This window comes from Pseudoalteromonas sp. 4NS20-0020 (assembly GCF_057554385.1).
This window is the reverse complement of sequence record NZ_BAAJMI010000004.1, coordinates 389,237-414,310: the sequence shown is the minus strand read 5'-3', so window position 1 is coordinate 414,310 and position 25,074 is coordinate 389,237. Positions and strand designations below refer to the sequence as shown.

Sequence of the window (25,074 nt, the reverse complement as noted above, 5' to 3'; positions counted from 1 at the left end):
TTATTTATACCTTTCAAAATGTACCTTAAATAGTGATTGGACCAGTATTTTGCTGTTATTTACGTCGAAATCACTATAATACCCAGCTAACGTGAGAAAATGTTGCAATTTAGCTTTTTTATGCTTAGTTTAAAGTTAAAAAATAGCTAGCAATGGCTTAACTCATTACTTAGAGGGTATATCGCGTATTATGGCTGCAAAATTAAAGATTTTAGTTGTTAATGGTCCAAATTTAAACATGCTAGGAAAGCGCGAGCCAGAAAAATACGGTACGCAAACACTTAGCGAGATTATGAGCGAACTAACGAATACCGCTAATAGTCTGAATGTTGAACTTACGCACTTTCAAAGTAATGGTGAGCAAGCGCTCATAGAACGAATTCATAATGCTTGGCAAGCGGTTGATTGTATCATTATTAACCCCGCAGCATTTACGCATACAAGCGTTGCATTACGTGATGCATTGTTAAGTGTTGATATTCCGTTTTATGAGGTGCACTTGAGCAATGTGCACGCACGTGAAGCTTTTCGCCATCATTCTTATTTTTCAGATGTGGCACAAGGCGTTATATGTGGATTAGGTGCAATGGGTTACCACGCAGCATTAAATGCAGCGGTTAACCGGTCGCAAAACGCAATTTAATTTAAAAATTAACACACTAACAAACTAACAGGCGGGTCGTGTAATGGATATTCGCAAGATAAAAAAACTTATCGAATTAGTAGAAGAATCGGGCATTGCGGAACTAGAAATCACTGAAGGTGAAGAGTCGGTACGCATAAACCGTAACAACATGAGTGCGGGTCCAGCTTACCCACAATTTGCACCACAACAATATGCACCAGCTCCTGCACAGCAAGCGTCAGCCCCTGCAGCCCCTGTAGCAGTTGAAGCAGAAGCTGCGCCTGCTGCACCAACGGGTCATCAAGTTAAATCACCTATGGTTGGTTCATTTTACTCAGCATCTTCTCCAGAGGCACCTGCTTACGTAGAAGTAGGCTCTAAAGTTAATGTAGGCGATACACTCTGTATCATTGAAGCCATGAAAATGATGAACCAAATTGAAGCTGATAAAGCGGGTACTGTACGCGCAATTTTAGCTGAAAATGGCGAGCCAATTGAATTTGACCAACCTCTATTCATCATTGACTAATAGCATAACGTAAAAGGCCAACTCTAATGTTAGATAAAGTAGTCATAGCAAACCGAGGTGAAATAGCACTTCGTATATTGCGCGCCTGCAAAGAGCTTGGGATCAAAACGGTTGCTGTTCATTCAACGGCGGATCGCGATCTTAAGCATGTATTGCTTGCAGATGAAACCATCTGTATTGGTAAGCCATCAGCAACAGAAAGTTATTTAGATATACCGCGCATTATTGCTGCGGCCGAAATAACTGATGCGGTAGCGATTCACCCAGGTTATGGTTTTCTTGCAGAAAACGCAGACTTTGCAGACCAAGTTGAGCAAAGTGGTTTTGTATTTATTGGACCAAAAGGCGACACAATTCGTCTAATGGGCGATAAAGTATCTGCTATTGCCGCAATGCGTAAAGCTGGCGTTCCATGTGTACCGGGTTCTGATGGTCCTGTAACAGACGATAACGAACGCAACATGCAAATTGCTAAGCGCATTGGTTATCCGGTTATTATTAAAGCAGCTGGCGGCGGCGGTGGTCGTGGTATGCGTGTAGTACGCAATGAATCTGAATTAGTAAATTCAATTTCACTAACGCAGCAAGAAGCTAAACAGTTTTTTGGTAATGGTATGGTTTACATGGAGAAATACCTTGAAAACCCACGTCATATCGAAGTACAAGTACTAGCCGACGGACAAGGTAATGCGGTTCACTTAGGTGAGCGCGACTGTTCAATGCAGCGCCGTCATCAAAAGGTAGTTGAAGAGGCTCCTGCACCAGGCATAACAGCTGAAACACGTAAGTTTATTGGCGAGCGTTGTACACGTGCATGTATTGAAATTGGTTACCGCGGTGCGGGCACGTTTGAGTTTTTATACGAAAACGGCGAGTTTTATTTCATTGAAATGAATACCCGTATTCAAGTTGAGCACCCAGTAACAGAAATGGTTACAGGTATCGACTTGATCAAAGAGCAGCTAAAAATAGCAGCGGGTCAGCCATTATCGTTCACGCAAGACGACGTCGTTATTCGTGGCCATGCCATTGAGTGTCGAATTAATGCTGAAGACCCTGAAACGTTTATCCCGTCACCGGGTAAAATTACGCGTTTTCATCCAGCTGGTGGGTTAGGTATTCGATGGGACAGCCATATTTATGCTGACTACACAGTACCACCGCACTATGATTCGATGATTGGCAAGCTAATTACTTACGGCGAAAACCGTGATGTGGCTATTGCCCGTGCACGCAATGCACTAAACGAATTAGTAATTGATGGAATTAAAACTAATACTCCTTTGCATAAGCGTATTCTTGCAGACGAGAATTTTCAAAATGGTGGAACTAATATTCACTACCTTGAGAAAAAGTTAGGTTTGTAATCTTCCTAAATTAAAAAAACCGGCTTTTGCCGGTTTTTTTATGCCTGAAACTTCAATTTATCGCCATAAATAAATAATCTGGTATGATTAGCTAATATGCGCTTTTAAGTTAATTTTGAGGTAATAATGACCCGTAGTTTTGAATCTCACTTAAATGATGAACTTGCAACTGTTGCAATGGGTAAGCAAGTAGCAGCAATTATTGAGCAAGGTGCTGTGATTTATTTACATGGTGATTTAGGCGCTGGTAAAACAACGTTTACACGTGGTGTGGTGCAAGGCTTTGGTCATACAGGTAAAGTTAAGAGTCCAACATATACACTGGTTGAACCCTATGAGCTTGACCGTGCAAACGTTTATCACTTTGACTTGTATCGTTTAGGTGATCCAGAAGAACTCGAATTTATGGGTATACGCGATTATTTTTCACCGCAGGCTATTTGTGTTGTTGAATGGCCAGAAAAGGGTGGAGAGTTTATTCCTGTACCCGATTTAGATATAACGCTAAGCTATGTAGGTGACGAGCGTAAAATTGTGTTCAAAAGTACCAGTGAACGTGGTGCAGCAATTGTCGATAAACTAAAAAAATAAATAATAAAATAGTGAAGGCAGTAATTATCAAATGAATCGAGGCGCAATTAAACTCTCAGTTTCTCTTATGATTTTCATCATGAGCTTTTCTTTGTGGGCACAAAACACGATAAATAGTGTGCGTGTGTGGCCATCTCCAGATAGTACACGCGTTGTATTTGATTTAGACGATAAACCCGATTTTAGTTATTTTATGCTAAAAAACCCAAGCCGCTTAGTAGTTGACCTAGAAAACACCAAAGAGCTTAAAGTACTACCCGGTGTGCCACCTAAGCACCAAATTGTTAGCAAATTACGTTACTCAAAGCCCAAAAATAAGCAAAGCGTTCGTTTAGTATTTGAGCTAAGCGCACCCGTAAAACCAGTGCTATTTGCGCTTGCGCCTACTGGGCCATACAAAAATAGGCTTGTGGTCGATTTATATAATAAAAGTGAACCAGAACCAGTGGCTTCACCTGCACAAAAAGCTGCTAAAAAACGTCAACTTAGCCAAGAACGCGATATTGTAATTGCTATCGATGCGGGGCATGGCGGTGAGGACCCTGGCTCAATAGGGCCATCAGGCACGTATGAAAAAACGGTCACGTTGCAAATAGCTAAGCGTCTTGAGCGAATGATAGACGCTGAGCGGGGCATGATTTCGCGTATGGTACGAAGTGGCGATTACTTTGTAAAACTTAATACGAGAACAAACAGAGCACGAGAGAAAAAAGCCGACTTTTTTGTGTCTATTCACGCTGATGCATTTACAAGCCCTGGTCCCAATGGTGCATCGGTATGGGTGTTGTCATTACGAAGAGCTAATTCTGAAATCGGTAAATGGATAGAAGATAAAGAAAAGCATTCCGAGTTGCTCGGTGGTGCAGCCGATGTAATGAAAGATGCGGCTAACGAAAAATACTTAGCGCAAGCATTACTTGATATGTCGATGGATCATTCAATGAAAACCGGCTTAAACGTTGCAGAAGAAGTAGTTAAAGAGCTACGAAAAGTTGCAAAGCTTCATAAAAAAGACCCGCAACATGCAAGCCTTGCGGTTCTTAAGTCGCCAGATATTCCCTCTATTTTGGTCGAAACGGGGTTTATATCTAACCCGCGAGAAGAAAAATTATTGAAAAGTGCAAATCATCAAGAGCGTTTAGCCACGGCTATGTTCACTTCAATTAAAAATTACTATTTGAAAAACCCACCAGATGATTCGTTGTTTGCAAAATTAAAGTCGCAATACCCTACAAAACATAAAGTACGTCCGGGTGAATCTTTAAGTATGTTGGCAAGCCGTTATGGGATCAGCATAAGTAAAATAAAAAAAGTAAATAAACTAAATTCAAACACGCTTTTTATTGGTCAAGAGCTCGACATACCACAGAGTTAATTACATAAATCTGCACGCAGTTTGCTAGGAAATATCATGAATATTGAAATACTACCTGCCCGTTTAGCCAACCAGATTGCCGCAGGTGAAGTGGTTGAGCGTCCAGCGTCGGTAGTAAAAGAGCTTGTTGAAAATAGCCTAGATGCTGGCGCTACTCGTATTCAAATAGAGATAGAGCGTGGTGGCCATAAGCTTATTCGTATTCGTGATAATGGCTCGGGTATAGGTAAAGAAGAGCTCACACTTGCGCTTTCTCGCCATGCGACAAGTAAGTTAAAGTCGCTTGATGATTTAGAAAATATTTGTTCACTAGGTTTTAGGGGTGAGGCATTAGCTTCAATTAGCTCAGTATCGCGATTAACCCTCAGCTCCAAACCAAAGACTCAAGACGCTGCTTGGCAAGCATTTGCAGAAGGCCGTGATATGGCTGTGCAAGTTAAGCCGGTTGCTCACCCTGATGGCACCACCATTGAGGTTAAAGATCTATTTTTTAATACCCCTGCACGGCGCAAATTTTTACGTACCGAAAAAACAGAGTTTACCCATATTGATGAGCTCATTAAGCGTATAGCGCTTAGCCGGTTTGATGTATCGATTACGCTGACTCATAACGAAAAAGTAGTTAGGCAATACCGCGCCAAAACAGATCCCGCTCACGCCATAACTCGCGTTGCACAAGTTGCAGGTAAGGCGTTTGCAGAGCAAGGACTTCATATTCAATCAGGGGAAGCAGGGCTTCAACTACATGGCTGGGTTTTACCGGTAGGCTCTGTAAATACAACACAGTACACGTATGTAAATAATCGTATGATGCGCGATAAGCTCATTTTACACGCTATTCGTCAGGCATTTGAAGAAGTTAGTGGGGTACAAGAGCTACCAGGGTTTGTAATTTATATTGATATTGACCCACGCCAAGTTGATGTAAATGTACACCCAGCAAAGCATGAAGTACGTTTTCATCAAGGTCGCTTAGTACATGACTTTATTTTACAAGCGATCAAGCAAGTTGTTGTGCCATTGCAAGGTGAGTTTAACAATGAAGCGGTAACGACAGCTGATGATCATTTACCTGCATTTACTCATGCCATGCATCCGTCGACATCTAAAAATGAGACTCGTGGCGGTTACGATTATCCTAAATCTCAGTTACAACCAAATTACTCAGGTAGTTCAAGTTCAACTGGTGCAAAAAGTAGTGGTGGTGAATACAGAGCATCATCAAGTGCAAACCATCAAGACGTGAATGCGTTTTATCAAGGAGTGAGTGAACAACATGCTGCGCACTTTGATGTCGTGGCGCAAACCACTCTGCAAGATTCATCAGTACCTGATCAAAGTGCTGTAAATATGGTGTCTATTATTAGTTTGCATGATGGAAACTGTGTCTTTAGTGCGCAGCAGCAGCTATTTTGCTCACATTTTAAATACGCCATAGTTGATGATTGGCATGAGCAAATTAAAGAGCAAGGTAGCCTTGAAGGTAAAGCATTGTTATTACCTGTAAGGGTTAATTTATCAAAAGAAGACTGTTTGCTAATCGAAGGGCAGCAATCGTGGTTCACGCTGCTTGGCTTTGAATTGGTGATAGAGAAGCAGTTTGTTATGGTTAAAAAGCTGCCTTCATGTTTGTATTTACTTGATGTAAGTAATGCTGTTAACGAGTTACTAAGCGCGTGTAAAAGGCAGTTTGAGAACATAGAAGATTGGTTAAAATGGCAGGCCGAATGTATACCGCCGCGCTTTTATGCTAGCAACGTATTTATAACTCAACAAATGCGCTTACAAAATAATCCGCAAACTATTGAACGCTTGCGTGAAAAAGCAGTTAAAATAGAGCTAAGTCAGTATTTAGCGCAATTAAATTAGGGTGTTCGTGTTGAGTCAATTACCAGTTATATTTTTAATGGGTCCCACTGCTGCAGGTAAAACAGCATTGGCTATTTCTTTGTGCGAGCATTTAAATACAGAGATAATCAGCGTCGATTCAGCATTAGTGTATAAAGGTATGGACATTGGCACTGCAAAACCTGATTCAGAAGAATTGGCTCGCGCTCCACATCATCTTATTGATCTGCTTGACCCGAGTGAAACGTATTCTGTTGCAGATTTTAGACGTGATGCAATAAAAAAAATTGATGAATTTCATCAACAAGGTAAAGTACCTGTATTAGTTGGAGGTACAATGCTGTACTTCAAGGCACTTATTGACGGTTTATCGCCTCTGCCTGAGGCAGACCCAGCTATAAGGGCTCAACTTGAAGCAGAGGCTAGTGAGTTTGGCTGGCCACACTTGTACCAAGAACTCGTAAAAATAGATCCACAAGCGGCACAAAAAATGAGTGAAAACGACTCGCAAAGAATTAACCGTGCGCTGGAGGTATATCGATTAACCGGTAAAACAATGACTGAACTGCAAAAGCAAAAGCAGCCACCTTTACCGTATACTTTTCATCAATTTGCCATCGCGCCGCAAGAGCGAAGTGAATTACATCAACGAATTGAAGAAAGGTTTAAAATAATGATAGATCAGGGGTTTGAAAATGAAGTTTCGGCCTTATATCTACGTAAAGATTTACATCACAATATGCCTTCTATTCGTTGTGTGGGCTATAGACAGATGTGGGATTACCTTGCGGGTGAAGTAAGTCATGATGAAATGGTATTTCGAGGTATTGCAGCAACCCGGCAATTGGCTAAACGTCAATTAACTTGGTTGAGAAGTTGGCCTGATGTTACTTGGTTAACAACCGGCGATGAAGAAAACTTGCATCATGTAGTAAGTTCGCTAAGCTAGTAGTAGTTGGATATGATTTAGCTTTATTAAATGAGTTCAGCCACTTAATTATAATAACACCTAGAACGAAGGAAGAATAACATGGCAAAAGGCCAATCGTTACAAGACCCATTTTTGAATGCACTACGTCGTGAGCGCATTCCGGTATCAATCTTTTTGGTTAATGGCATAAAATTACAAGGTAAAATCCAGTCATTTGATCAATTTGTTATTTTACTTGAAAACACGGTAAACCAAATGGTTTACAAACACGCAATTTCAACAGTTGTACCTGCTCGCGCAGTCAACTTCCAAGGTGTTCAAGGGAGCGATGACACTGAAGAACCAGAAGCTGGAAACTTTTAATTAGGAGCGTAATGCTTGTTTGACCGCTATGAATCCGGCGAACAGGCAATTTTAGTTCATATCGACTTACCTAAAGAAGGGGATCGTGAAGATCTTCATGAATTAGAAATGTTGGTATCTTCTGCTGGTGTTAGTAGTTTGGCGGTTGTGCAAGGCAGCCGTCAAGCACCACATCCGAAACTATTCGTCGGTACCGGTAAAGCAGAAGAAATAGCTGAGATTGTCAAAATCCACAATGCAGATGTCGTTATTTTTAATCATCAACTCAGACCGTCACAAGAACGCAACTTAGAGCGCGTTTGTCAGTGCCGTGTGCTTGATAGAACGACCCTTATTCTTGATATTTTTGCCCAACGTGCACGTACCCATGAGGGTAAATTGCAGGTTGAATTGGCACAACTACGTCATATGTCTACTCGGCTGATCCGAGGTTGGACTCACCTTGAGCGTCAAAAGGGTGGTATTGGTCTACGTGGACCTGGTGAAACTCAATTAGAGACCGATAGGCGTTTACTGCGCGTACGTATTCAAAGTATTCGTGCACGACTACAAAAAGTGGCTGTCCAGCGTGAGCAGGGTAGACGCGCGCGTAGCCGTAATGAAATTCCAACGGTGTCGTTAGTGGGTTACACTAATGCGGGTAAATCTACATTATTTAATCGTATTACAGATTCTGAGGTTTATGCTGCCGATCAGCTTTTTGCGACGCTTGACCCAACACTGCGTAAACTGGAGTTGGGTGATGTTGGCCAAGTGATTTTAGCCGATACCGTGGGTTTTATCCGTCATTTGCCTCACGATTTAGTGGCTGCATTTAAAGCAACATTGACTGAAACACGTGAAGCCGATTTACAGTTACACGTAATAGATGCTGCTGATTCGCGAATTAAAGAAAATATTGAACAAGTGCAATCGGTGCTTAAAGAAATTGAGGCCGATGACGTTCCACAACTATTAATTTATAATAAAATTGATGCGCTTGATAATGTTGCTCCGCGTATTGATCGAGATAGTGAAGGTCAACCTATAAGAGTATGGTTGTCTGCACAAACGGGTGAAGGGTGCGAATTACTAAGCGAAGCCATTAGCGAGTTGCTTGCTAAAAAAATGTTTAGTAAAACGCTTTTATTAACCCCTTTATACGGGCGTTTAAGGGCTTCACTTTTTAGCTTAAATGCGGTGCATGAAGAGCGATTTGATGAACAAGGCAATTGGCTACTAGATGTAAGGATGCCAATGGTTGAATGGAATCGCTTAATTAAAGAATTTGGTCCTGAAATTGTTGGTTTTATCAACCGAGATTAAAAATTGACGTTTAAATGTCGGTTTTTGTATGAGAAACGCAGTAGATTTGATAGATTTAACACAATTTCCTAATTTATTTAGATAACAATGGAGTATAGCTATGGCCTGGAATGAACCGGGTAATAATGGCAATGACAAAGATCCGTGGAACAATAAAGGCGGACGTGATCAAGGCCCACCTGATTTAGACGAGGTGTTCCGTAAGTTTAGTAACAAGTTCGGCGGCTTATTTGGCGGTAAAAAATCCGGCAATGGAAGCGGTGGCGGACTTGGCGGAGCCGGTATTTCATTTATCCTCATTATCGCTGCCATTGTGTGGGCGTTAAGTGGTATTTATACGGTTAAAGAAGCGGAACGTGGTGTTGTTTTGCAGTTTGGTAAATATGACCGAATTGCTGAACCTGGTTTGCGTTGGAAAATGACGTTTATCGAAACGGTTATCCCAGTTGATATTGAAGCCGTTCGTTCACTGTCGGCGTCTGGCTTTATGCTTACTGAAGATGAAAACGTGGTAAGTGTTGAGTTTCAGGTGCAATACCGTGTTATTGACCCATACCTTTACAAGTTTAGCGTAACGAATGCTGACAGCAGTCTAGAAGAAGCGCTAGACAGTGCATTGCGTTATGTTGTGGGTCACGCAAAAATGGACCAAGTTTTAACGAACGGCCGTGAAGAAGTGCGTCAAAACACATGGGATGAGCTTAACAAGGTAATCGAACCATACAATCTTGGTTTAATTGTTACTGATGTTAACTTTAAAGATTCTCGCCCACCTACTGAAGTTAAAGATGCGTTTGATGATGCGATTGCAGCACAAGAAGATGAAGAGCGTTTCATACGTGAAGCAGAAGCGTATGCTCGTGAAATTGAACCGCGTGCACGTGGTCAAGTAACACGTATGACGCAAGAAGCTGAAGGTTACCAAGAGCGCATTACACTGGAAGCGCAAGGTGAGGTTGCTCGTTTTGAAAAGCTATTACCTGAGTATTTAGCGGCTAAAGAAGTAACACGTGAACGCTTATACATTGATGCAATGGAAGAAGTGTTAGGTAGCAGTTCTAAGGTGTTGGTTGATGTGAAGGGTGGTAATAACATGATGTACTTACCTCTTGATAAAATCATGGAAAAGCAAGGCACTGCAACACGTGTTGCGTTACCAAGCTCAAGTGACATTCAAGACTTAAGAAACAAAGTAAATACATCACGTAACAGCACCGTTAATAGCAGCAACGACCGCTTTAACAACGATCGCTTTAACTAGGGGAGATAAGCATAATGAAAAATTTTAGTTTAGTAATACTACTAGTTGCCATTGTGATGTCTTTCTCATCGGTATTTGTTGTACCTGAAGGGCAAAAAGCAATTGTGCTATTGTTCAGTAAAGTACAAAAAGATGACGATGATCAAGCGGTTGTTTATGGCCCTGGTTTGCATTTGAAAGTCCCATTTTTTAGCCAAGTACGTCGTATTGATGCACGTATTCAAACGCTAGATGGAACGCCAGATCGTTTTGTGACAAGTGAGAAGAAAGACTTAATTGTTGATTCGTTTGTTAAATGGCGTGTTAACGACTTTAGTGCTTTTTACTTACGTGCACGTGGCGACAAGCAATATGCTGAAACGTTACTTGAGCAAAAGGTTAATAACGGACTTCGTACTAACTTTGGTACACGCACAATTCGTGAAATTGTATCGGGTGAGCGTAGTGAGCTTATGGAAGAAGCATTAGTTCAAGCATCTGAAAGTGCCCGCGAGTTAGGTATTGAAGTGCTAGACGTACGTGTTAAGCAAATTAATTTGCCTCAAGAAGTAAGTAGTTCGATTTATCAACGTATGCGTGCTGAGCGTACTGCCGTTGCTAAAGAGCACCGCTCTGAAGGTCAAGAAAAAGCAGAGACTATTCGTGCTAGCGTTGACCGTCGAGTGACAGTTATGCTTGCAGACGCTGAACGTAACTCACGCTCAGTGCGTGGTCAAGGTGATGCAGATGCTGCCGCTATTTATGCAAATGCATATAATAAAGATCCAGAGTTTTTCAGCTTTGTACGTTCTTTAGAGGCGTATAAGAAAACATTTAAAGGTAAGCAAGATGTGATGGTGCTTTCACCAGACAGCGACTTCTTCCAATATATGAAAGGCGCTAAAGCGCAGTAGACTATATTTGTACTTTTAAAATTTAAAGCCCCGCACTTGCGGGGCTTTTTGTTGAATACAATCTACAACTTTAAACCACTGTTATATATGTGGTTATTTACTCATATTTTAATTTAATAATTCTTCGCAGAAAAAATAAGCTGAACAGGGGTGATCTTTACTTGGGTTTTCTGGTAAAATCTCGTCCTAATTTTCTCTAAGTGAATTTACAATGGGTAAAAACGTTGTTGTATTAGGCACCCAATGGGGTGACGAAGGTAAGGGTAAGGTAGTTGACCTCCTTACGGACAAAGCATCTTTAGTAGTTCGTTATCAAGGTGGCCACAATGCAGGTCATACTTTAGTTATCGAAGGTAAAAAGACGGTTCTACACCTTATTCCATCGGGTGTATTACGTGACAATGTTAAATGTGTGATTGGTAACGGTGTTGTTTTATCACCAGAAGCGCTAATGAAAGAAATTGGCATGCTTGAAGAGCGAGGCGTACCAGTACGCGAACGTCTTTTAATAAGTGAAGCATGTCCGCTAATTTTGCCTTTCCATGTTGCATTAGATGTAGCCCGCGAAACAGCTCGTGGCGACAAGCCAATTGGCACAACTGGCCGTGGCATTGGTCCTGCGTATGAAGATAAAGTAGCACGTCGCGGTTTACGCGTAGGTGACTTATTTAATCCTGAATTATTTGCAGCTAAACTAAAAGAAGTTCTTGAGTACCATAACTTCACGCTAGTTAACTACTACAAAGTAGACGCTGTAGATTTCCAAAAAACGTTTGATGATGCGATGGCTGTTGCAGATATCTTAAAAGCAATGGTTGTAGATGTAACTGAGCTTTTAGACCAAACACGTTTAGCAGGTGAGCACATTTTATTTGAAGGTGCGCAAGGTACATTACTTGATATTGATCACGGTACTTATCCTTATGTAACTTCGTCAAACACGACCGCTGGTGGCGTTGCAACTGGTGCTGGTTTTGGTCCATTAAACCTTGACTACGTGTTAGGTATTATCAAAGCGTACACAACACGTGTTGGTTCGGGTCCTTTCCCTACAGAGCTTTATGATGGCCTTGATAAGCAAGACCCAGTTGGTAAGCACTTAGGTGATAAAGGGCATGAGTTTGGCGCTACAACAGGTCGTCTTCGTCGTACTGGTTGGTTAGATGCAGTGGCAATGCGCCGTGCAGTTCAAATCAACAGTATTTCAGGTTTTTGTTTAACTAAGCTTGACGTTTTAGATGGCTTAGAAACACTTAAAATCTGTACTGGCTACCAGCTTGAAGATGGCACTGTTACAAACGTAACACCATTAGCTGCTGAAGGTTACGAGAAAGTAACTCCAGTATATGAAGAGATGCCGGGTTGGTCTGAAAATACTGTGGGTGTAACTTCACTTGAAGGCTTACCGAAAGCTGCAATTGATTACATCAAGCGTATTGAAGAAATCACTGGTGTTCCAATTGATATTATTTCTACAGGTCCAGATCGCGTAGAAACGATGGTACTTCGCAACCCGTTTGCTTGATTACCATAAATATAAAAAAAGCTGCTAAATGCAGCTTTTTTTGTGTCTAAAATTCACCTTGGAACGATCTTTGTATATTATTTAGTAAGATAATTTTTGTACGTGGTGAACATGCGCCTATTTTTAAAAAGTTCGTTATTAGCTGTGCCCTTAGTGTCAGTGTCTTTATTTATATCTTCCAATACGTTAGCAGATGAATCACCTGCTGCAGTACCGCTATACACTGAATCAGAGCTTATCGCGTTAATAAATAAAAATGTGCATTTGCAGCGTGTAAAGGCAGATGATTGCCAGTTAGTTCAAGATATTGAAGCGCGAGCCAATAAAATGGCATTGCCATCCTATCAATTTTTATATGGCGATATGCTTGCTTATAATGTGTGTGTTGAGCGAAATGTAGAGCTAGGCGTGTATTACATGAGAAAGTCTGCTGAGCAAGGCTTAGCGGCAGCGCTTGAGCAGTTAGGTCGCTATTACGATACCGGAAGGCTAGTTCAACAAGATAAAGCCATGGCTATTACGTATTTACGTGAAGCTTCTGCACAAGGTAACTTAAAAGCGCAGTTACGTTTAGTGAAGTTGTTTAATGATGGCTACGGTAGCCCACGGGATTTTGAAGATGCATATCGTTGGTTGTTTAATGCAATGGTAGCAGATAAAGCAACGCATAAAAAAATTGAAAACGCCCTAACTAAGCTTGCGCAAAAAATGCCTGATAGTGTCGTAGAGCGCGCTCGGTTACCTATGTAATGCTAATCAAGAATAAACTTTAACTAAGCGAGTTGCTGTAAATTTAGAAAAAAGCCCTAATAAAATTAGGGCTTTTTTGTGAGTGTTATTTTAATTAACTTTATTCTTTGTCTTTAGGTTGTGGGTCTTTTAATAACGACATTTTAGGGGGGTGCAGTGCAACAATACGCTCACCTTCTTGAGGCGGTTTGTCCATATTAAGTGTGAATGGTGTTACTTTAGCTGGTGTATCGTCATCGTTGTCTTTATCTCCTTTGAGAATAAATAAAGGGATAGCCTCAGGGTTCATTTCTAAGTATTGCTCCCAGCTAAACTCATCTGAAATACGTGTAGCACTTACTTTTCCGCCTTTAGCAATGACACTGCTTAAGCGAGCGTACGAACCTTCATCCCCAAATAATATTTGACGCGATAAAAAGGTCGCACTGTCTTTGTTGGCTTTAGCGTGTGTTGTTGATGAGCGTAGCGAAAACACGTTTTTTTCATTGAGTAAATGTGAAAAATACTGCACACCTAATGCATTGTGATGCCTGTTTGGTGAAAGCGCTAAAACACTTCGGATAGTTGTAAGCGGTAAGTATCGTTCAGCATGCTCTGATTGCGGATTACCATAATAGCAAGGCAAGCCATCCATACGTGCCATTTTGCAGTTTTCCCAAGCAGGATCTGAAAGGTGGACAGGAATATTTTGCTCTTTTAAACCTCGCCCTATAGCACGTGACACATGGTTAGCCCCAATAATTAAAATAGTATTAGGTGATGGTTGACGTACACCTAGTAACTTAGCCACAGGGATTGCGGTTAGGCTTTGTAGTACAACAGTTATAATGATAACTGTAAAAATAAGTGGAACCATTTTTTCTGCATCAGCCACACCCGCTTCCATCATGCTAAGTGCAAACACTGAACCAACAGCGGCTGCTACAATACCCCTTGGCGCAATCCAAGCGAGTACTAAGCGAGATTTAATTGGTAAGTCGGTACCAAAGGTAGAGATAGCAATACATAAAGGGCGTGCTACGAATAACACAATCGCTAAAAAAATAAATACATCACTGTCTAACATCATTAAGTCGGAAAGCTGCAAACGGGCTGCGAGTAAGATGAAAAGCGTTGATATAAGAATCATCGACAAGTCTTCTTTAAACTCTAAAACAGAGTCTATTTCTAGGTCATCTTGATTCGCAAGCCAAATACCAAATACCGTTACGGCCAATAAGCCTGACTCATGGCTTAAGTAGTTTGATACAGAAAAGCTAATTAATACCAGCGCTAAAATACCAAACTTATGTAATTCAAATGGCAACCATTCTCGGCGCATTAATTGAGTTGTAACCCAGCCTGCTGCTACCCCTATTGTTAGACCAACTCCAACAGTTTTAACTAAAGCAACAATAGTATGGCTTAGTACCTCGCCTTGGCCTACTAACATTACTGCTTCAAATACCAGTACAGCAAACAATGCCCCGATAGGGTCAATAACAATCCCTTCCCAGCGTAGAATGCGGTCTATGTCTTGTGTGGGGCGCATGGAGTTTAGTAAAGGCGCTATTACTGTCGGGCCTGTTACCACAAGCACTGCGCCGAGCACAGCAGCAACCCGCCAATTGAGCTCAAGTAACCAATAGGCACTTAAACTAATTACAACACAAGTTGCAATCATACCAATGGAGCATAGGTTTCTGACTACTTTACCAATTCCCTTTAACTCCCTAAAGTGAAGGGTAAGGGCGCCTTCAAATAAAATAACAGCCACACTTAATGATACGACAGGGAAGAGTAAGTCGCCTAAAAGTGCATCAGGGTCTAAAACACCACTAAATGGCCCAAGTAACAGGCCAGTGAGCAATAAAAAAAGAATAGCGGGTACTCTAAATGCCCACGCTACCCATTGGGCAAGCACTGAGCAGAGTGCGATACCGGCTATGTAAATTGCTGACATAGATTAAGAATTCCTTATTATGATTTTATTTAAAGTATAACGATTTTAGTTGTTATTAAAGGGGTATACACGGGAAAATCAACTATTACTATTTAATTTTAGCCGCTAACAAAATATTAGTACGTATTAATTATGGTTAGCGTTGCTAAATATTTTATAAATTATCAATAACACCTTCTATCTTTATGATTTGAAAGTAAAAAAGTTTGTTACTAAACGCTTTTCAATGTAGTCGTTTGAATTTTAGCCTTGATCTTACGACCTTATTTAGCGTATTATACTTCGAGTTCGAATAGTTAGGTATCTAATTAAATTATCTGGAAAATAAAATCATCGTTAATGTTACGGTCATATTTGCTAGGTATAATCGTTATTTAGAAGCTAGTTCAGTATTTGAACGCCTAAAATATAATTTATTTAATTACTTGATACGGTTTATCTTAAGCATTTAAAGTTTGAGTTGAATTGATATCTTTCAATGTTTAACCCCCATCGTGGCGGTTAAATCTCGGTCCTTTAGTCTTCACCCTATCTGTTGGTGTACCAGACTTTAGAGGCTCTATGTATGTTGTTAATAAAAAAGTCACCAAGGCTTTTTACAGCGATGCATAAACAACACTTTTTAAACTTTCTTATAGGCATTACTTTCATTGCAAGGTATCTGCTTTTTATATCTGAGCTTAAATTTAAAGCCTTGCTTTTAGATTTTGGCTTTCTTGTGTGTGTTTAAAAGTGTTGCCAAAAAACACAAATTCGAAGCTACATATATTGGTAGCTATTTAGTTTAGCTCATTAAAACTGAGCACAGATAAAATGGAAAGTAGAAGACTTATGCAAAAGTTAAATTGGCGACGCATTGTATTAAAAGTGGGTAGTGCACTCATTGCACCGGATCAAGACGGTTGTCGTTCTCGTTATATTCTTACTATCGCACAGTTTATTGTTCGTTGTCGTGCTCGCGGCATTGAAGTGATTTTAGTTTCATCAGGTTCTGTTGCAGCAGGTTCGCATCTATTTCCATCAGATCAGCCTCGTTCAGTTGTATTAAAAAAAGCAATGGCTGCTGCTGGTCAAACTGAAATGATTGCTATGTGGGACCGCTTTTTTGACTTTCCATCTGCTCAGCTTTTGCTCACTCATGGTGACTTGCGCGACCGAGAGCGTTATCAAAGTATTCGTGAAACCGTGTTTACATTATTAGAGCATGGTGTTTTACCTATCATTAATGAAAATGATGCGGTAACTACTGATGACCTTAAAGTAGGTGATAACGATAATTTATCAGCAATGGTTGCAGCAGCCGCTGATGCAGACGCTTTACTCATTTTTTCAGACGTAGATGGTTTATACGATAAAAACCCAAATCTTCATGACGATGCTGTTTTATTACCTGAAATAAAATCAATTGATGATTCTATTTACGCCATGGCAGGATGTGCTACTAGCGCGGTAGGTACTGGCGGTATGAAAACTAAAATAGAAGCTGCAGAAAAAGCAACATCACACGGAATCGCAACATATATAATTAATGGTTTTAAAGAAGAGACATTTAATCGTTTATTAGAGGGTGACAACCCTGGAACAATATTTTTACCATACGAAAAACCAATGCAAGATTCTGTGCATTGGATGACACACACTGCGAATGAGCAAGGTGAAGTTGTGGTAGATGGAACATTTGATGAATCAATCGAAGGTGAAACAGGCATAATTCGCGGCGATGAAATTGTTGAAGTACATGGTGAGTTTGCAATTGGCGACACCATACTCGTTAGAAGTGAAGATGGTACGCGTTTAGCTAAAGCGACCGCAAATTACAGTAGTTGTTTGTTGAATTTCATTGCAGACAACGAACAAAGTGAATTTAGTGAAAAAATGCAGGATTCTATTGGACCTGTTATTTCAGAAAAAGATATCGCATTATTGGAGAAGTCATGAGTTTAATTACGGATATTTCGCGTCAGGCAGCTAAAGCTGCAAATACACTTGCTTTACTCGACACCGAGACAAAAAACCAAGTGTTAACAGAAATGGCTGCGGCATTAAGAGAGCAAAAAGCATTTATAATTCAAGAAAACGAAAGTGATTTAAGCGCTGCGCGCGACAACAATTTGCCTGCGGCAATGGTTGATCGTCTAACTCTGAACGATGAGCGCATAGAATCGATGGCTGAAGGGATAGAAGTTATAGTAAGCCTTGATGATCCAGTGGGTCAGCTTCGTGAAATCACGGAACGACCTAATGGTATTAAAATTCGTAAAATGCGCGTACCACTTGGTGTTGTTTGTATGATTTATGAAGCACGCCCTAATGTGACCGCAGACGCTGGTGCTTTGTGTTTTAAATCGGGTAATGGCGTTATTTTACGCGGTGGTAAAGAGGCGCTTAAAAGCTCACAAGCGATTGCCAGTGTAATGCACAGTGTACTTGAAAAGCACAACTTACCCGTTTCATTAATCTCGGTTATTCCAGATCCCGATCGTGCACTTCTTATGGAGTTGATGCAGCAACGTGATAGCATCGATTTAATCATTCCTCGCGGCGGTGAAGGGTTGATTAACTTTGTTACCGAGAACAGTACCATTCCTGTTATTCAGCATTACAAAGGCGTATGTCATTTGTATGTCGATAAAGACGCAGATCTAGAGGTTGCGATTAATTTATTACTTAATGGTAAAACACAACGAACGGGTGTATGTAATGCACTTGAAGGTTTGGTTGTACACGAAGATATCGCAGATGAGTTCCTAAATTTATGTGCGGTAGTACTTCGTCAAGAAGGTGTAAAGATCAATGCTGATAGCTTTGCTGCCAAATACTTCGATAATGCAACTGTTTTAGCTGATGATGAGTTTGGTGAAGAATACCTAGACTTAGAAATCGCGATACGCGTAGTACCTACATTTTCAGCCGCTGTTGAGCATATTGCTCAATTTGGCTCAAATCATACAGAAGTGATTTGTACTAAAAACCAAGCCGCAGCTGAGTTATTTCAACGTAGTGTAGATGCGTCAGTTGTGATGGTGAATGCATCGTCTCGTTTTTCTGATGGTTCACAGTTAGGATTGGGTGCAGAGATTGGCATTGCTACATCTAAGCTTCATGCGTATGGCCCTATGGGGCTTGAATCACTCACAACAGAAAAATATTTAGTGAATGGCGAAGGCCAAGTTCGCGAATAAATTTTATATTAATTTTACAAAAGCCGAGCATAGCTCGGCTTTTTATTTTTGATAAAAATCACTTTAATTTAGCTAGCCAATCGTTTACTGGCTCAGGTTTATGCAAGTGATAACCCTGTAGTATCACCTCCGGGTATTCCTGTAGTAAATCGAAGTGTGATTGGTTTTCGACACCCTCTGCAACAACGTCTAATTCAAATAAACGTCCCAAACTCACAATCATATCAATTATTAACTTATCATTTTTATTTGTTGGCGCTTCGAGCACAAAAGAACGGTCTATTTTAAGCTCTTGAATTGGTAATTGCTTTAAATATGTGAGGCTTGAATAGCCAGTTCCAAAGTCATCAATTGATACTTTTACACCCAACTTTTTGAGGTTATGTACAGCTTCAATAGCAGAGTCCATATTATTTAGTAGCGTACCTTCAATAATCTCTATAGTGAGTTGCAACGCAATAACATTATTAATTGTTAGCTGTTCAACTAAAAAGGCTAAAAAGCGTGGCTCATGGAAATGTCGACCACTTATGTTTATTGATAAACTTAAGTGAGGGTGTGTTTGATTAATCTTAGCTAATGTTTTTAAGGCATTTTCACATACCCAGCAATCTAAGTCATAAATAACGTCAGACTCTTCCGCAATAGAAATAAACTCACTGGGGCTAATAAAGCCTTTCGTTGTGTGTTTCCAACGAAGTAAAACCTCAGCTCCTTTTAAAATTTGATCACTATCATATTGAGACTGTAAATGAAGTGATAACTCGTTATAAGCGATTGCTTTACGTAGGTCTTGCTCAATTTCGAAACGTCTTTTTGCTTGTTCACCAAATGAGGTGTCAAAAAATGTAACTCGGTTGCCCCCTTTCTCTTTTGCTTTATAGCAGGCAGCTTCACAGTTTCTGATAGTCTCGATAGCGCTTTCCCATTGCCCATGTTGCGGGAATATGTACATACCAATACTTACTGTTAGGCTAACTTCCTTTAAATCAACAAAAAAAGGCAGTCTTACGGATGTAAGAATTTCTTGTGCTTTTTTCTCTGCAATAATTTGGGCTCTTGCTCTGCCAATGCCTTTATCTAGGACAGACAACGTTGCAAAGGCATCGCTTCCCAAGCGAGCAATAATATCATTATTATCAGTATTTGTATGGATACGCTTAGTTAGTTCTTTTAGGACATGGTCACCGGCTAGCAGGCCCATTCCATCATTAAACGAGTGAAACCCATCTACATCGATAATAAAAATATAGGCAAAATTTTTGTCAGTGGAACAGCTTTGTAATTGCTGCTCTAACTGCTTTAAGAAGCTGTTACGGTTAGGTAGGGCGGTTAATTCGTCATGCCAAGTTAAGTAATCTATTCGCTCCTGGGTCACTTTTAGGCTTGATATATCGCTAAATACACCGATGTAGTGATCGTTGGTATCGTGTTCATTTTTTACAAGGCTCAACGTTAGCAATTCAGGGTATAACTCACCACTTTTGCGTCGGGTAACTAACTCACCACTCCAGTAGCCGGCTTCACTTGCGTGTTGCCATACTTGTTCAAAGTTTATATTTGGCTGGTTATTTTGTTTGATATCGTGAATATGCATATTTAACGAATTAGCTTCATCGTAACCCGTGATGCGGCAAAAAGAAGGATTAACCGCGATTATTTTGCCTGTACTGTTAGTTATCACAACACCGTCAGCTGTACTCGTTAGTGCGTGAAAAAAGAGTTGATGTTTAGATGATAACTGCTTTAATTCTTTTTCTCTAACATCCAGCTCCATTGCTAAAGATTCTATTTCAAGCAGCTTGTCATGTAGGTCAAAGTTTTTCTCTATTAATCGGTCTAGCATACCTTGTGCTGTTATATGTGTACGAATGCGAGCTCTGACCAAGGCTAATTTATAAGGCTTGTGAATATAATCTATGGCGCCCATAGCAAAGCCTTTTTCTTCAGACTCTTCTTCTGTAAGCGCCGTAACAAAGATGATGGGAATGCCTTTTGTTTTGGGTTTCCCTTTTAGTATAGTGCACACTTCATAACCATTCATTCCCGGCATCATTATGTCGAGTAAAATTAAATCTGGACGGGTAGACTCAATAAACGTTAGAGCTTGCTCTCCACTTGTCGATATTCGAACATCGTAGTCGGTTGAAAGCCCTTCTACCAAAATATGTAAGTTACTTGGTTCGTCATCAACAATTAGAATTAAAGGCTTTTGTCGCTGCGCTTTTTGTTCACTTTTATTTATGGTGGAATGAGTTAAATGCACTGTTAATCCTTTTTACATAGTATTTAAATTCTGAATCACTCAATCATTAATGCTTTGTGTCTGCTTTATATGTTTCAATAATCGAAATTACAGACGGATAGTCGAAACTATTAATCGCCTCTATTAGTTTTGATAAGCCGTGTTCAGTATCATAGCTATTCGCTTCTAAATGCCTTTTTAGGTCGTTTGGGATAGGACGAGACGCTAATGCTAGTGAGTGAATCTCATTTATCACTACCAGCTCATCTTCGAGATTGTGTCGTTTCGGCTCTATATTTTCCAAATTGAGTGTCGCTAATAATTCTTTAATAGAAAAAAGCGTTGCTGCCAAATTTTCTTTTAATAAATCTATATTAAGCGAACTTTCCTCAAGTAGTGCTTTTTCAGTCTCTAATGCACACTTTTGCAGCTTCTCTAGCCCTAATGTACCCGCTAACCCCTTCAGTGTATGCACCGTTCGCTTTAAAGTAGCAACATCATTATTGTTTATTAATAAATCAGCCTTCGCTGAAAAGTTATTATTACCATCTATAAACCGAGTAAGCAATGTCATGAGTAAGGTTTCATTGTTATCAACGTTTTGCTTTGCTTTTACTAAATTTATTGTTTGCAAATTATCTCTACTTTTTAGGTGTTTATCTAAGCTTTCGTAAAGCGCGTCAAATACAATGGGTTTAACCAAAAAGTCATCCATACCTGCATCAGCGGCTGCTTTTTTATCTCTGGGCTCTACAGCAGCACTTAAAGCAATAATAGGCATATTGTAGCCTTTAGCTCTTAGTTGTTTAGTGGCTTCAAGGCCATCCATATGGGGCATTTGTATATCCATAAATACAATATCAAAATGTTGAGCTGATACTTTATCTATAGCGTCTAGCCCATCGTTTGCAATTGTTGTATTAAGGTCAAATTCACCTAGCATTGCAGAGGTTATTTCTTGGTTAAGTTTGTTATCGTCCACAACAAGTGCTTTAAAATCAGTTAGTTTTGGCAGGTCTACCTTTGCAGGTAAAGGGTTGTTTTTGCTAGCAGTGTTATTAATTAATTGCTGTTCTGCAATGGTGAATGGAAGAGTAAATAAAAACTCACTTCCTTTGCCAAGTTCGCTTTTTACTTGTATGTCACCACCTAATAATTTGGTTAGCTGTTTGCTAATCGTTAGGCCAAGCCCTGTACCTCCGTACTTTCTTGTTGTACTTGAGTCGCCTTGAGCAAATGATTCAAACACCCTATCAGATTGGGCTTGCGTCATACCAATTCCGGTATCACTAATGCTAAAGCGCAACTGTACTTTGTTTTCTTTTTGAAAAATGACTTCTATGGTTAATGACACCTCACCCTTATCGGTAAACTTAATTGCATTACCAATGCAATTATTAATTATTTGATTTAGCTGTATAGGATCGCCCAACAGAGTTAGGTGTCTGTCGGCATGCACAACACAATTTAGAGCTAGTCCTTTTTGTTGTGCATTAATCGAAAATAAATCTTCAACGTTAGATACGATCGTATCGAGTGTAAAAGGAATTTTCTCAAGTTTGAGGTTATCAGAATCGAGTTTTGAAAAGTCTAAAATATTGTTTAAAACTTGCAGCAGGCTCTGCGCACTAGAAAATGCTTTTTTAGCATATTGTTCCTGCTTTACTGGCATATTGCTTGTTTGTAGCAGCTGAAGCATACCCAATATGCCGTTCATTGGTGTGCGAAGTTCATGGCTCATATTTGCCACAAAGTCGATTTTTGTTTTATTAGCCTTGTTTGTTTCCTCTATTGCTTGAGTAAGCTCTGTATTCATGGCTTCCATTTTTACATTTAAAGCGCGTGTTTCATCAAGTAATTGCTTCGTTTCCTCACTTTTTAAATAAAGTGTATTAGCCGCTTTTAACACAGATGCAATTTCGTTCAGCTTTGTATGCTTATTTTTTAGTGTAATTGGCTCACCTTCATTCATACTATTAAGTAGCAAGGTAAGCTGTGATAGGGGTTTAATAACAAAAGCAACAATAAAATAACAAAGCAGCAAAATAATAATCAGAATTAGAAAGGTAAATAGGCTGCTTTGCTTGGTTTTTTTCGTTAATTCACTATTAAATTGCGACTTAACCAAATTTAATTTTTCTTCTTCAGCGCTTTTAATTTTATTAGTTAGGTATAAAAGTTCGTTTTCGATCCCTGTCAGCACAACATTCACAGAGTAGGTGTAACTACGTGTTAGCAGTATTAGTTGGTTATGTGTTTTTTTAAGATTAATTGTTTTATCAAGCAAGGAGTCATTAATAGCTGACATACGGTTAATTTTTGTGTGCAAAAACTCTAGATTTTGCTTCACATTTTGAGCTTCATCAAAATTAGGTTTATAAAGGTAGCTGACAGCTGCATGCTTAAGGTTACTAATGGTTAGTAAAATATCATTGTAGAGAATTTTTTTATCTTCATTTGATAGTGACTCAAGTGCCATTACCTTTTTTTGTAGCTCTTCAATGGGCTGTTTAAATCCAGATGAGTATATTTGCTCGCGCTTTTGTCTGTTAATAACTACTTTTTCAAATGTTGTTTCATAGTTTTTTAGGTGCTCGCTGAGGCGAGTAAGCATATTTTTATATTCAGGGGTTTTGTCTAGCGTGTTTAATGTTAATTGCCCTAAATGAATATTTGCTTGGTCTAAATATGTTTTAAACTTTGCAATATTATTTATATTAGCGTCATCAATAAATGCAACGGCATGACTTTGTAAGGCGATGACATCTCTTTCCAGCTTTACGACAGCTTCACTTTTACTAATAGCATTGTTTTGAATGTTTTGCAGGCTGGTTAACGACTCTTGCAAGTGGTTAAATAAATAACTTTGTAAAAGAAGCAGTCCAGCTAATACAGCTAAGGTCGCAATTATTTTTGACTTAATAGAACGCATTAGCGACTTATTAACTCATACCACTTTTGTAAACTGTAGTCGTAGGTTGGCATAACGGTATTCCATACTGCAACGTTGCTGAAGCGCTTAGTGTAACTTCCACCATTTCTTTGCTCGCCTTTTCTAACCGCAATATTACCATTTGTTTCTAGTAAATCAGTGCTTGCGATTTTGCCGTCATACCAATAGTCCCATTCATTCTGTGAAAGTAATGGTTTAGAACGCTGCGGATTGCTTATGTAATAACCTTGGCGAGCAATAAACGCACCTGGCCAGCCAGATAACCACCAATTCATATAATCGTAAGAGGCATCTTTCACACTATCATGCGTTTGTGACGACAAGCACATTACACCATGCCAGCCTCTGTAACCTTCTTTAGGAGCAGCAAAACGCACATTTATGCCTTGGCCATTTAGCGCAGATACCGCAGGAGAAAACATACTTTCAATATGAACGCGTTCATCTTTCATATACTGAACAGATTCAGGCACTGAGTTCCAATAACCGCTAAAGTGGCCTTGGCGTTTGAGCTCAAGTAGTACCTTAAATAAGTTATCCAATTCAATACGAGTCATTGCCCCTATATTGTTAATTTTCACAAGCCCTTTAGCTTTAGCAGCAAGCGCTAAGTCAAATAAACCAATAGTAGGCGCATTTACAATACCTACTTTTCCTCTGTGTTGCTCATCCAGTAACCATCCCCAACTTTCAGTTTCATAGGCAATTCCGGGTTTAATAAATTTAGTGTTATAACCAAAGGAGTCTACATTATGAACATAGGGTAAAAAGCTTATTAAGTCGCTTTCTTGCTCACTGAGTGTGCCATCGGGCTGTACATTTAATATTTTAAAGGGAGCGTCACCTGCACCAATATTGGCATCTTCTGATAACTTTCCTGTTTTTGTAAGGCTATTTATTTCGTTAAAATAAGTAAGGCGTTTTTTTTCTATGGGTTGTATTGAGCCTGCATTCCACAACACATTAATACTGTTTGACCACTGCTCGTATAAATCAAATGAGCTGGGGTCCATTGAGGCTCTTTGCAAAACAGCGGCACTACCAGCGGGCGTAAATTCAATATTAATGCCTAAATCACTCATGGCTTGCTTACGAATTGGGTCCTGTAAGGTTACATGTGTGCCAAGCACTCTTATTGTGACCTTGTTACGAGCAAAAACATAAGGAACATGGGTTATAGCGCCTGCAGTTAAGCCTATAGCTGCAAGTTTTTTAAGTGTTGAGCGTTTTGGAGAGTCCATGATTTACCTAAGGCATTAATAGATATACAAGTATGTATAGCTAATAATTGATAAAGACTCAAGATAATAGAGATAAATGAAAAACAAAATAAAATGAATGAATTAGAGTGTTTTTGAAGTAAAGAATATATTTAAGGAAGGAGTAGGA

General features: G+C 39.7%; 19 protein-coding genes. 15 read left to right on the top strand and 4 right to left on the bottom strand.

Annotated elements, in window-relative coordinates; all coding sequences use genetic code 11:
• Nucleotides 1-190 precede the first annotated feature (190 nt).
• From aroQ to AC27JL_RS12430, 13 genes are all read left to right on the top strand, one after another.
• Nucleotides 191-643, top strand: coding sequence for a type II 3-dehydroquinate dehydratase (gene aroQ, locus AC27JL_RS12490; protein WP_006791248.1), 453 nt, complete (start codon nt 191-193; stop codon nt 641-643).
• 43 nt (nt 644-686) lie between these two features.
• Nucleotides 687-1,154: an acetyl-CoA carboxylase biotin carboxyl carrier protein gene (gene accB / locus AC27JL_RS12485; protein ID WP_006791247.1), complete on the top strand. Its 468-nt coding sequence runs from the start codon at nt 687-689 to the stop codon at nt 1,152-1,154.
• A 26-nt stretch (nt 1,155-1,180) separates the two neighbouring features.
• Nucleotides 1,181-2,521 carry an acetyl-CoA carboxylase biotin carboxylase subunit gene (accC, locus tag AC27JL_RS12480; RefSeq protein WP_008128373.1) on the top strand — a complete coding sequence of 447 codons (1,341 nt, stop codon included), beginning with the start codon at nt 1,181-1,183 and terminating at the stop codon, nt 2,519-2,521.
• Nucleotides 2,522-2,647: 126 nt separating this feature from the next.
• The gene (gene tsaE, locus AC27JL_RS12475; protein ID WP_276754043.1) at nt 2,648-3,112 is read left to right on the top strand and encodes a tRNA (adenosine(37)-N6)-threonylcarbamoyltransferase complex ATPase subunit type 1 TsaE; all 465 of its coding nucleotides are present in this window, start codon (nt 2,648-2,650) and stop codon (nt 3,110-3,112) included.
• A gap of 79 nt (nt 3,113-3,191) precedes the next feature.
• Nucleotides 3,192-4,487 (top strand): N-acetylmuramoyl-L-alanine amidase, encoded by a 1,296-nt coding sequence (locus AC27JL_RS12470; protein WP_487195745.1) that lies wholly within the window; start codon nt 3,192-3,194, stop codon nt 4,485-4,487.
• A gap of 36 nt (nt 4,488-4,523) precedes the next feature.
• Complete coding sequence (gene mutL, locus AC27JL_RS12465; RefSeq protein WP_487195744.1) at nt 4,524-6,356, top strand: DNA mismatch repair endonuclease MutL; 1,833 nt, start codon at nt 4,524-4,526, stop codon at nt 6,354-6,356.
• 10 nt (nt 6,357-6,366) lie between these two features.
• On the top strand, nt 6,367-7,284 hold the full coding sequence (gene miaA, locus AC27JL_RS12460; RefSeq protein ID WP_008128382.1) for a tRNA (adenosine(37)-N6)-dimethylallyltransferase MiaA: 918 nt from the start codon (nt 6,367-6,369) through the stop codon (nt 7,282-7,284).
• Nucleotides 7,285-7,365: 81 nt separating this feature from the next.
• The gene (gene hfq / locus AC27JL_RS12455) at nt 7,366-7,629 is read left to right on the top strand and encodes an RNA chaperone Hfq (RefSeq protein ID WP_006791241.1); all 264 of its coding nucleotides are present in this window, start codon (nt 7,366-7,368) and stop codon (nt 7,627-7,629) included.
• Nucleotides 7,630-7,644: 15 nt separating this feature from the next.
• A complete protein-coding gene (gene hflX, locus AC27JL_RS12450; protein ID WP_487195743.1) occupies nt 7,645-8,934 on the top strand; it encodes a ribosome rescue GTPase HflX in 1,290 nt (429 codons plus the stop codon).
• A gap of 100 nt (nt 8,935-9,034) precedes the next feature.
• The gene (gene hflK / locus AC27JL_RS12445) at nt 9,035-10,195 is read left to right on the top strand and encodes an FtsH protease activity modulator HflK (protein WP_006791239.1); all 1,161 of its coding nucleotides are present in this window, start codon (nt 9,035-9,037) and stop codon (nt 10,193-10,195) included.
• A 14-nt stretch (nt 10,196-10,209) separates the two neighbouring features.
• On the top strand, nt 10,210-11,088 hold the full coding sequence (hflC, locus tag AC27JL_RS12440; protein WP_006791238.1) for a protease modulator HflC: 879 nt from the start codon (nt 10,210-10,212) through the stop codon (nt 11,086-11,088).
• A 211-nt stretch (nt 11,089-11,299) separates the two neighbouring features.
• Complete coding sequence (locus AC27JL_RS12435) at nt 11,300-12,613, top strand: adenylosuccinate synthase (RefSeq protein WP_008128387.1); 1,314 nt, start codon at nt 11,300-11,302, stop codon at nt 12,611-12,613.
• Nucleotides 12,614-12,724: 111 nt separating this feature from the next.
• Nucleotides 12,725-13,363 carry a tetratricopeptide repeat protein gene (locus AC27JL_RS12430; RefSeq protein ID WP_008128241.1) on the top strand — a complete coding sequence of 213 codons (639 nt, stop codon included), beginning with the start codon at nt 12,725-12,727 and terminating at the stop codon, nt 13,361-13,363.
• Between the two features lie 100 nt (nt 13,364-13,463).
• Here AC27JL_RS12430 and AC27JL_RS12425 read toward each other — a convergent pair whose 3' ends face one another.
• The gene (locus AC27JL_RS12425; protein ID WP_006791234.1) at nt 13,464-15,305 is read right to left on the bottom strand and encodes a cation:proton antiporter; all 1,842 of its coding nucleotides are present in this window, start codon (nt 15,303-15,305) and stop codon (nt 13,464-13,466) included.
• Nucleotides 15,306-16,136: 831 nt separating this feature from the next.
• Between AC27JL_RS12425 and proB the strand changes: the two genes are divergently transcribed.
• Together proB and AC27JL_RS12415 are read left to right on the top strand one after the other, a co-directional pair.
• Nucleotides 16,137-17,243, top strand: coding sequence for a glutamate 5-kinase (gene proB / locus AC27JL_RS12420; protein ID WP_006791232.1), 1,107 nt, complete (start codon nt 16,137-16,139; stop codon nt 17,241-17,243).
• Nucleotides 17,240-18,487 (top strand): glutamate-5-semialdehyde dehydrogenase, encoded by a 1,248-nt coding sequence (locus AC27JL_RS12415; protein ID WP_008128245.1) that lies wholly within the window; start codon nt 17,240-17,242, stop codon nt 18,485-18,487. The genes proB and AC27JL_RS12415 overlap by 4 nt, the downstream gene beginning before the upstream one ends.
• A 58-nt stretch (nt 18,488-18,545) precedes the next feature.
• On the opposite strand, the gene AC27JL_RS12410 is transcribed toward AC27JL_RS12415, so the two are convergent.
• Genes AC27JL_RS12410 through AC27JL_RS12400 form a run of 3 tightly spaced genes read right to left on the bottom strand, consistent with a single transcriptional unit; the run spans nt 18,546 to nt 24,926 of the window.
• Nucleotides 18,546-20,753, bottom strand: coding sequence for a two-component system response regulator (locus tag AC27JL_RS12410; RefSeq protein WP_487195742.1), 2,208 nt, complete (start codon nt 20,751-20,753; stop codon nt 18,546-18,548).
• Nucleotides 20,754-20,799: 46 nt separating this feature from the next.
• On the bottom strand, nt 20,800-23,664 hold the full coding sequence (locus AC27JL_RS12405) for an ATP-binding protein (protein ID WP_487195741.1): 2,865 nt from the start codon (nt 23,662-23,664) through the stop codon (nt 20,800-20,802).
• Entirely contained in the window at nt 23,664-24,926 is a 1,263-nt protein-coding gene (locus tag AC27JL_RS12400; protein ID WP_487195740.1) for an ABC transporter substrate-binding protein, read from the bottom strand. Before AC27JL_RS12400 ends, AC27JL_RS12405 begins: the two co-directional genes overlap by 1 nt.
• Between the last annotated feature and the right edge of the window lie 148 nt (nt 24,927-25,074).

What these genes read in the sequence shown, in the direction of transcription:
- aroQ (WP_006791248.1), top strand. Translation starts at nt 191, where the DNA reads ATGGCTGCAAAATTAAAGATTTTAGTTGTTAATGGTCCAAATTTAAAC.
- accB (WP_006791247.1), top strand. Translation starts at nt 687, where the DNA reads ATGGATATTCGCAAGATAAAAAAACTTATCGAATTAGTAGAAGAATCG.
- accC (WP_008128373.1), top strand. Translation starts at nt 1,181, where the DNA reads ATGTTAGATAAAGTAGTCATAGCAAACCGAGGTGAAATAGCACTTCGT.
- tsaE (WP_276754043.1), top strand. Translation starts at nt 2,648, where the DNA reads ATGACCCGTAGTTTTGAATCTCACTTAAATGATGAACTTGCAACTGTT.
- AC27JL_RS12470 (WP_487195745.1), top strand. Translation starts at nt 3,192, where the DNA reads ATGAGCTTTTCTTTGTGGGCACAAAACACGATAAATAGTGTGCGTGTG.
- mutL (WP_487195744.1), top strand. Translation starts at nt 4,524, where the DNA reads ATGAATATTGAAATACTACCTGCCCGTTTAGCCAACCAGATTGCCGCA.
- hfq (WP_006791241.1), top strand. Translation starts at nt 7,366, where the DNA reads ATGGCAAAAGGCCAATCGTTACAAGACCCATTTTTGAATGCACTACGT.
- hflK (WP_006791239.1), top strand. Translation starts at nt 9,035, where the DNA reads ATGGCCTGGAATGAACCGGGTAATAATGGCAATGACAAAGATCCGTGG.
- hflC (WP_006791238.1), top strand. Translation starts at nt 10,210, where the DNA reads ATGAAAAATTTTAGTTTAGTAATACTACTAGTTGCCATTGTGATGTCT.
- AC27JL_RS12435 (WP_008128387.1), top strand. Translation starts at nt 11,300, where the DNA reads ATGGGTAAAAACGTTGTTGTATTAGGCACCCAATGGGGTGACGAAGGT.
- AC27JL_RS12430 (WP_008128241.1), top strand. Translation starts at nt 12,725, where the DNA reads ATGCGCCTATTTTTAAAAAGTTCGTTATTAGCTGTGCCCTTAGTGTCA.
- AC27JL_RS12425 (WP_006791234.1), bottom strand. Translation starts at nt 15,305, where the DNA reads ATGTCAGCAATTTACATAGCCGGTATCGCACTCTGCTCAGTGCTTGCC.
- proB (WP_006791232.1), top strand. Translation starts at nt 16,137, where the DNA reads ATGCAAAAGTTAAATTGGCGACGCATTGTATTAAAAGTGGGTAGTGCA.
- AC27JL_RS12415 (WP_008128245.1), top strand. Translation starts at nt 17,240, where the DNA reads ATGAGTTTAATTACGGATATTTCGCGTCAGGCAGCTAAAGCTGCAAAT.
- AC27JL_RS12405 (WP_487195741.1), bottom strand. Translation starts at nt 23,664, where the DNA reads ATGCGTTCTATTAAGTCAAAAATAATTGCGACCTTAGCTGTATTAGCT.
- AC27JL_RS12400 (WP_487195740.1), bottom strand. Translation starts at nt 24,926, where the DNA reads ATGGACTCTCCAAAACGCTCAACACTTAAAAAACTTGCAGCTATAGGC.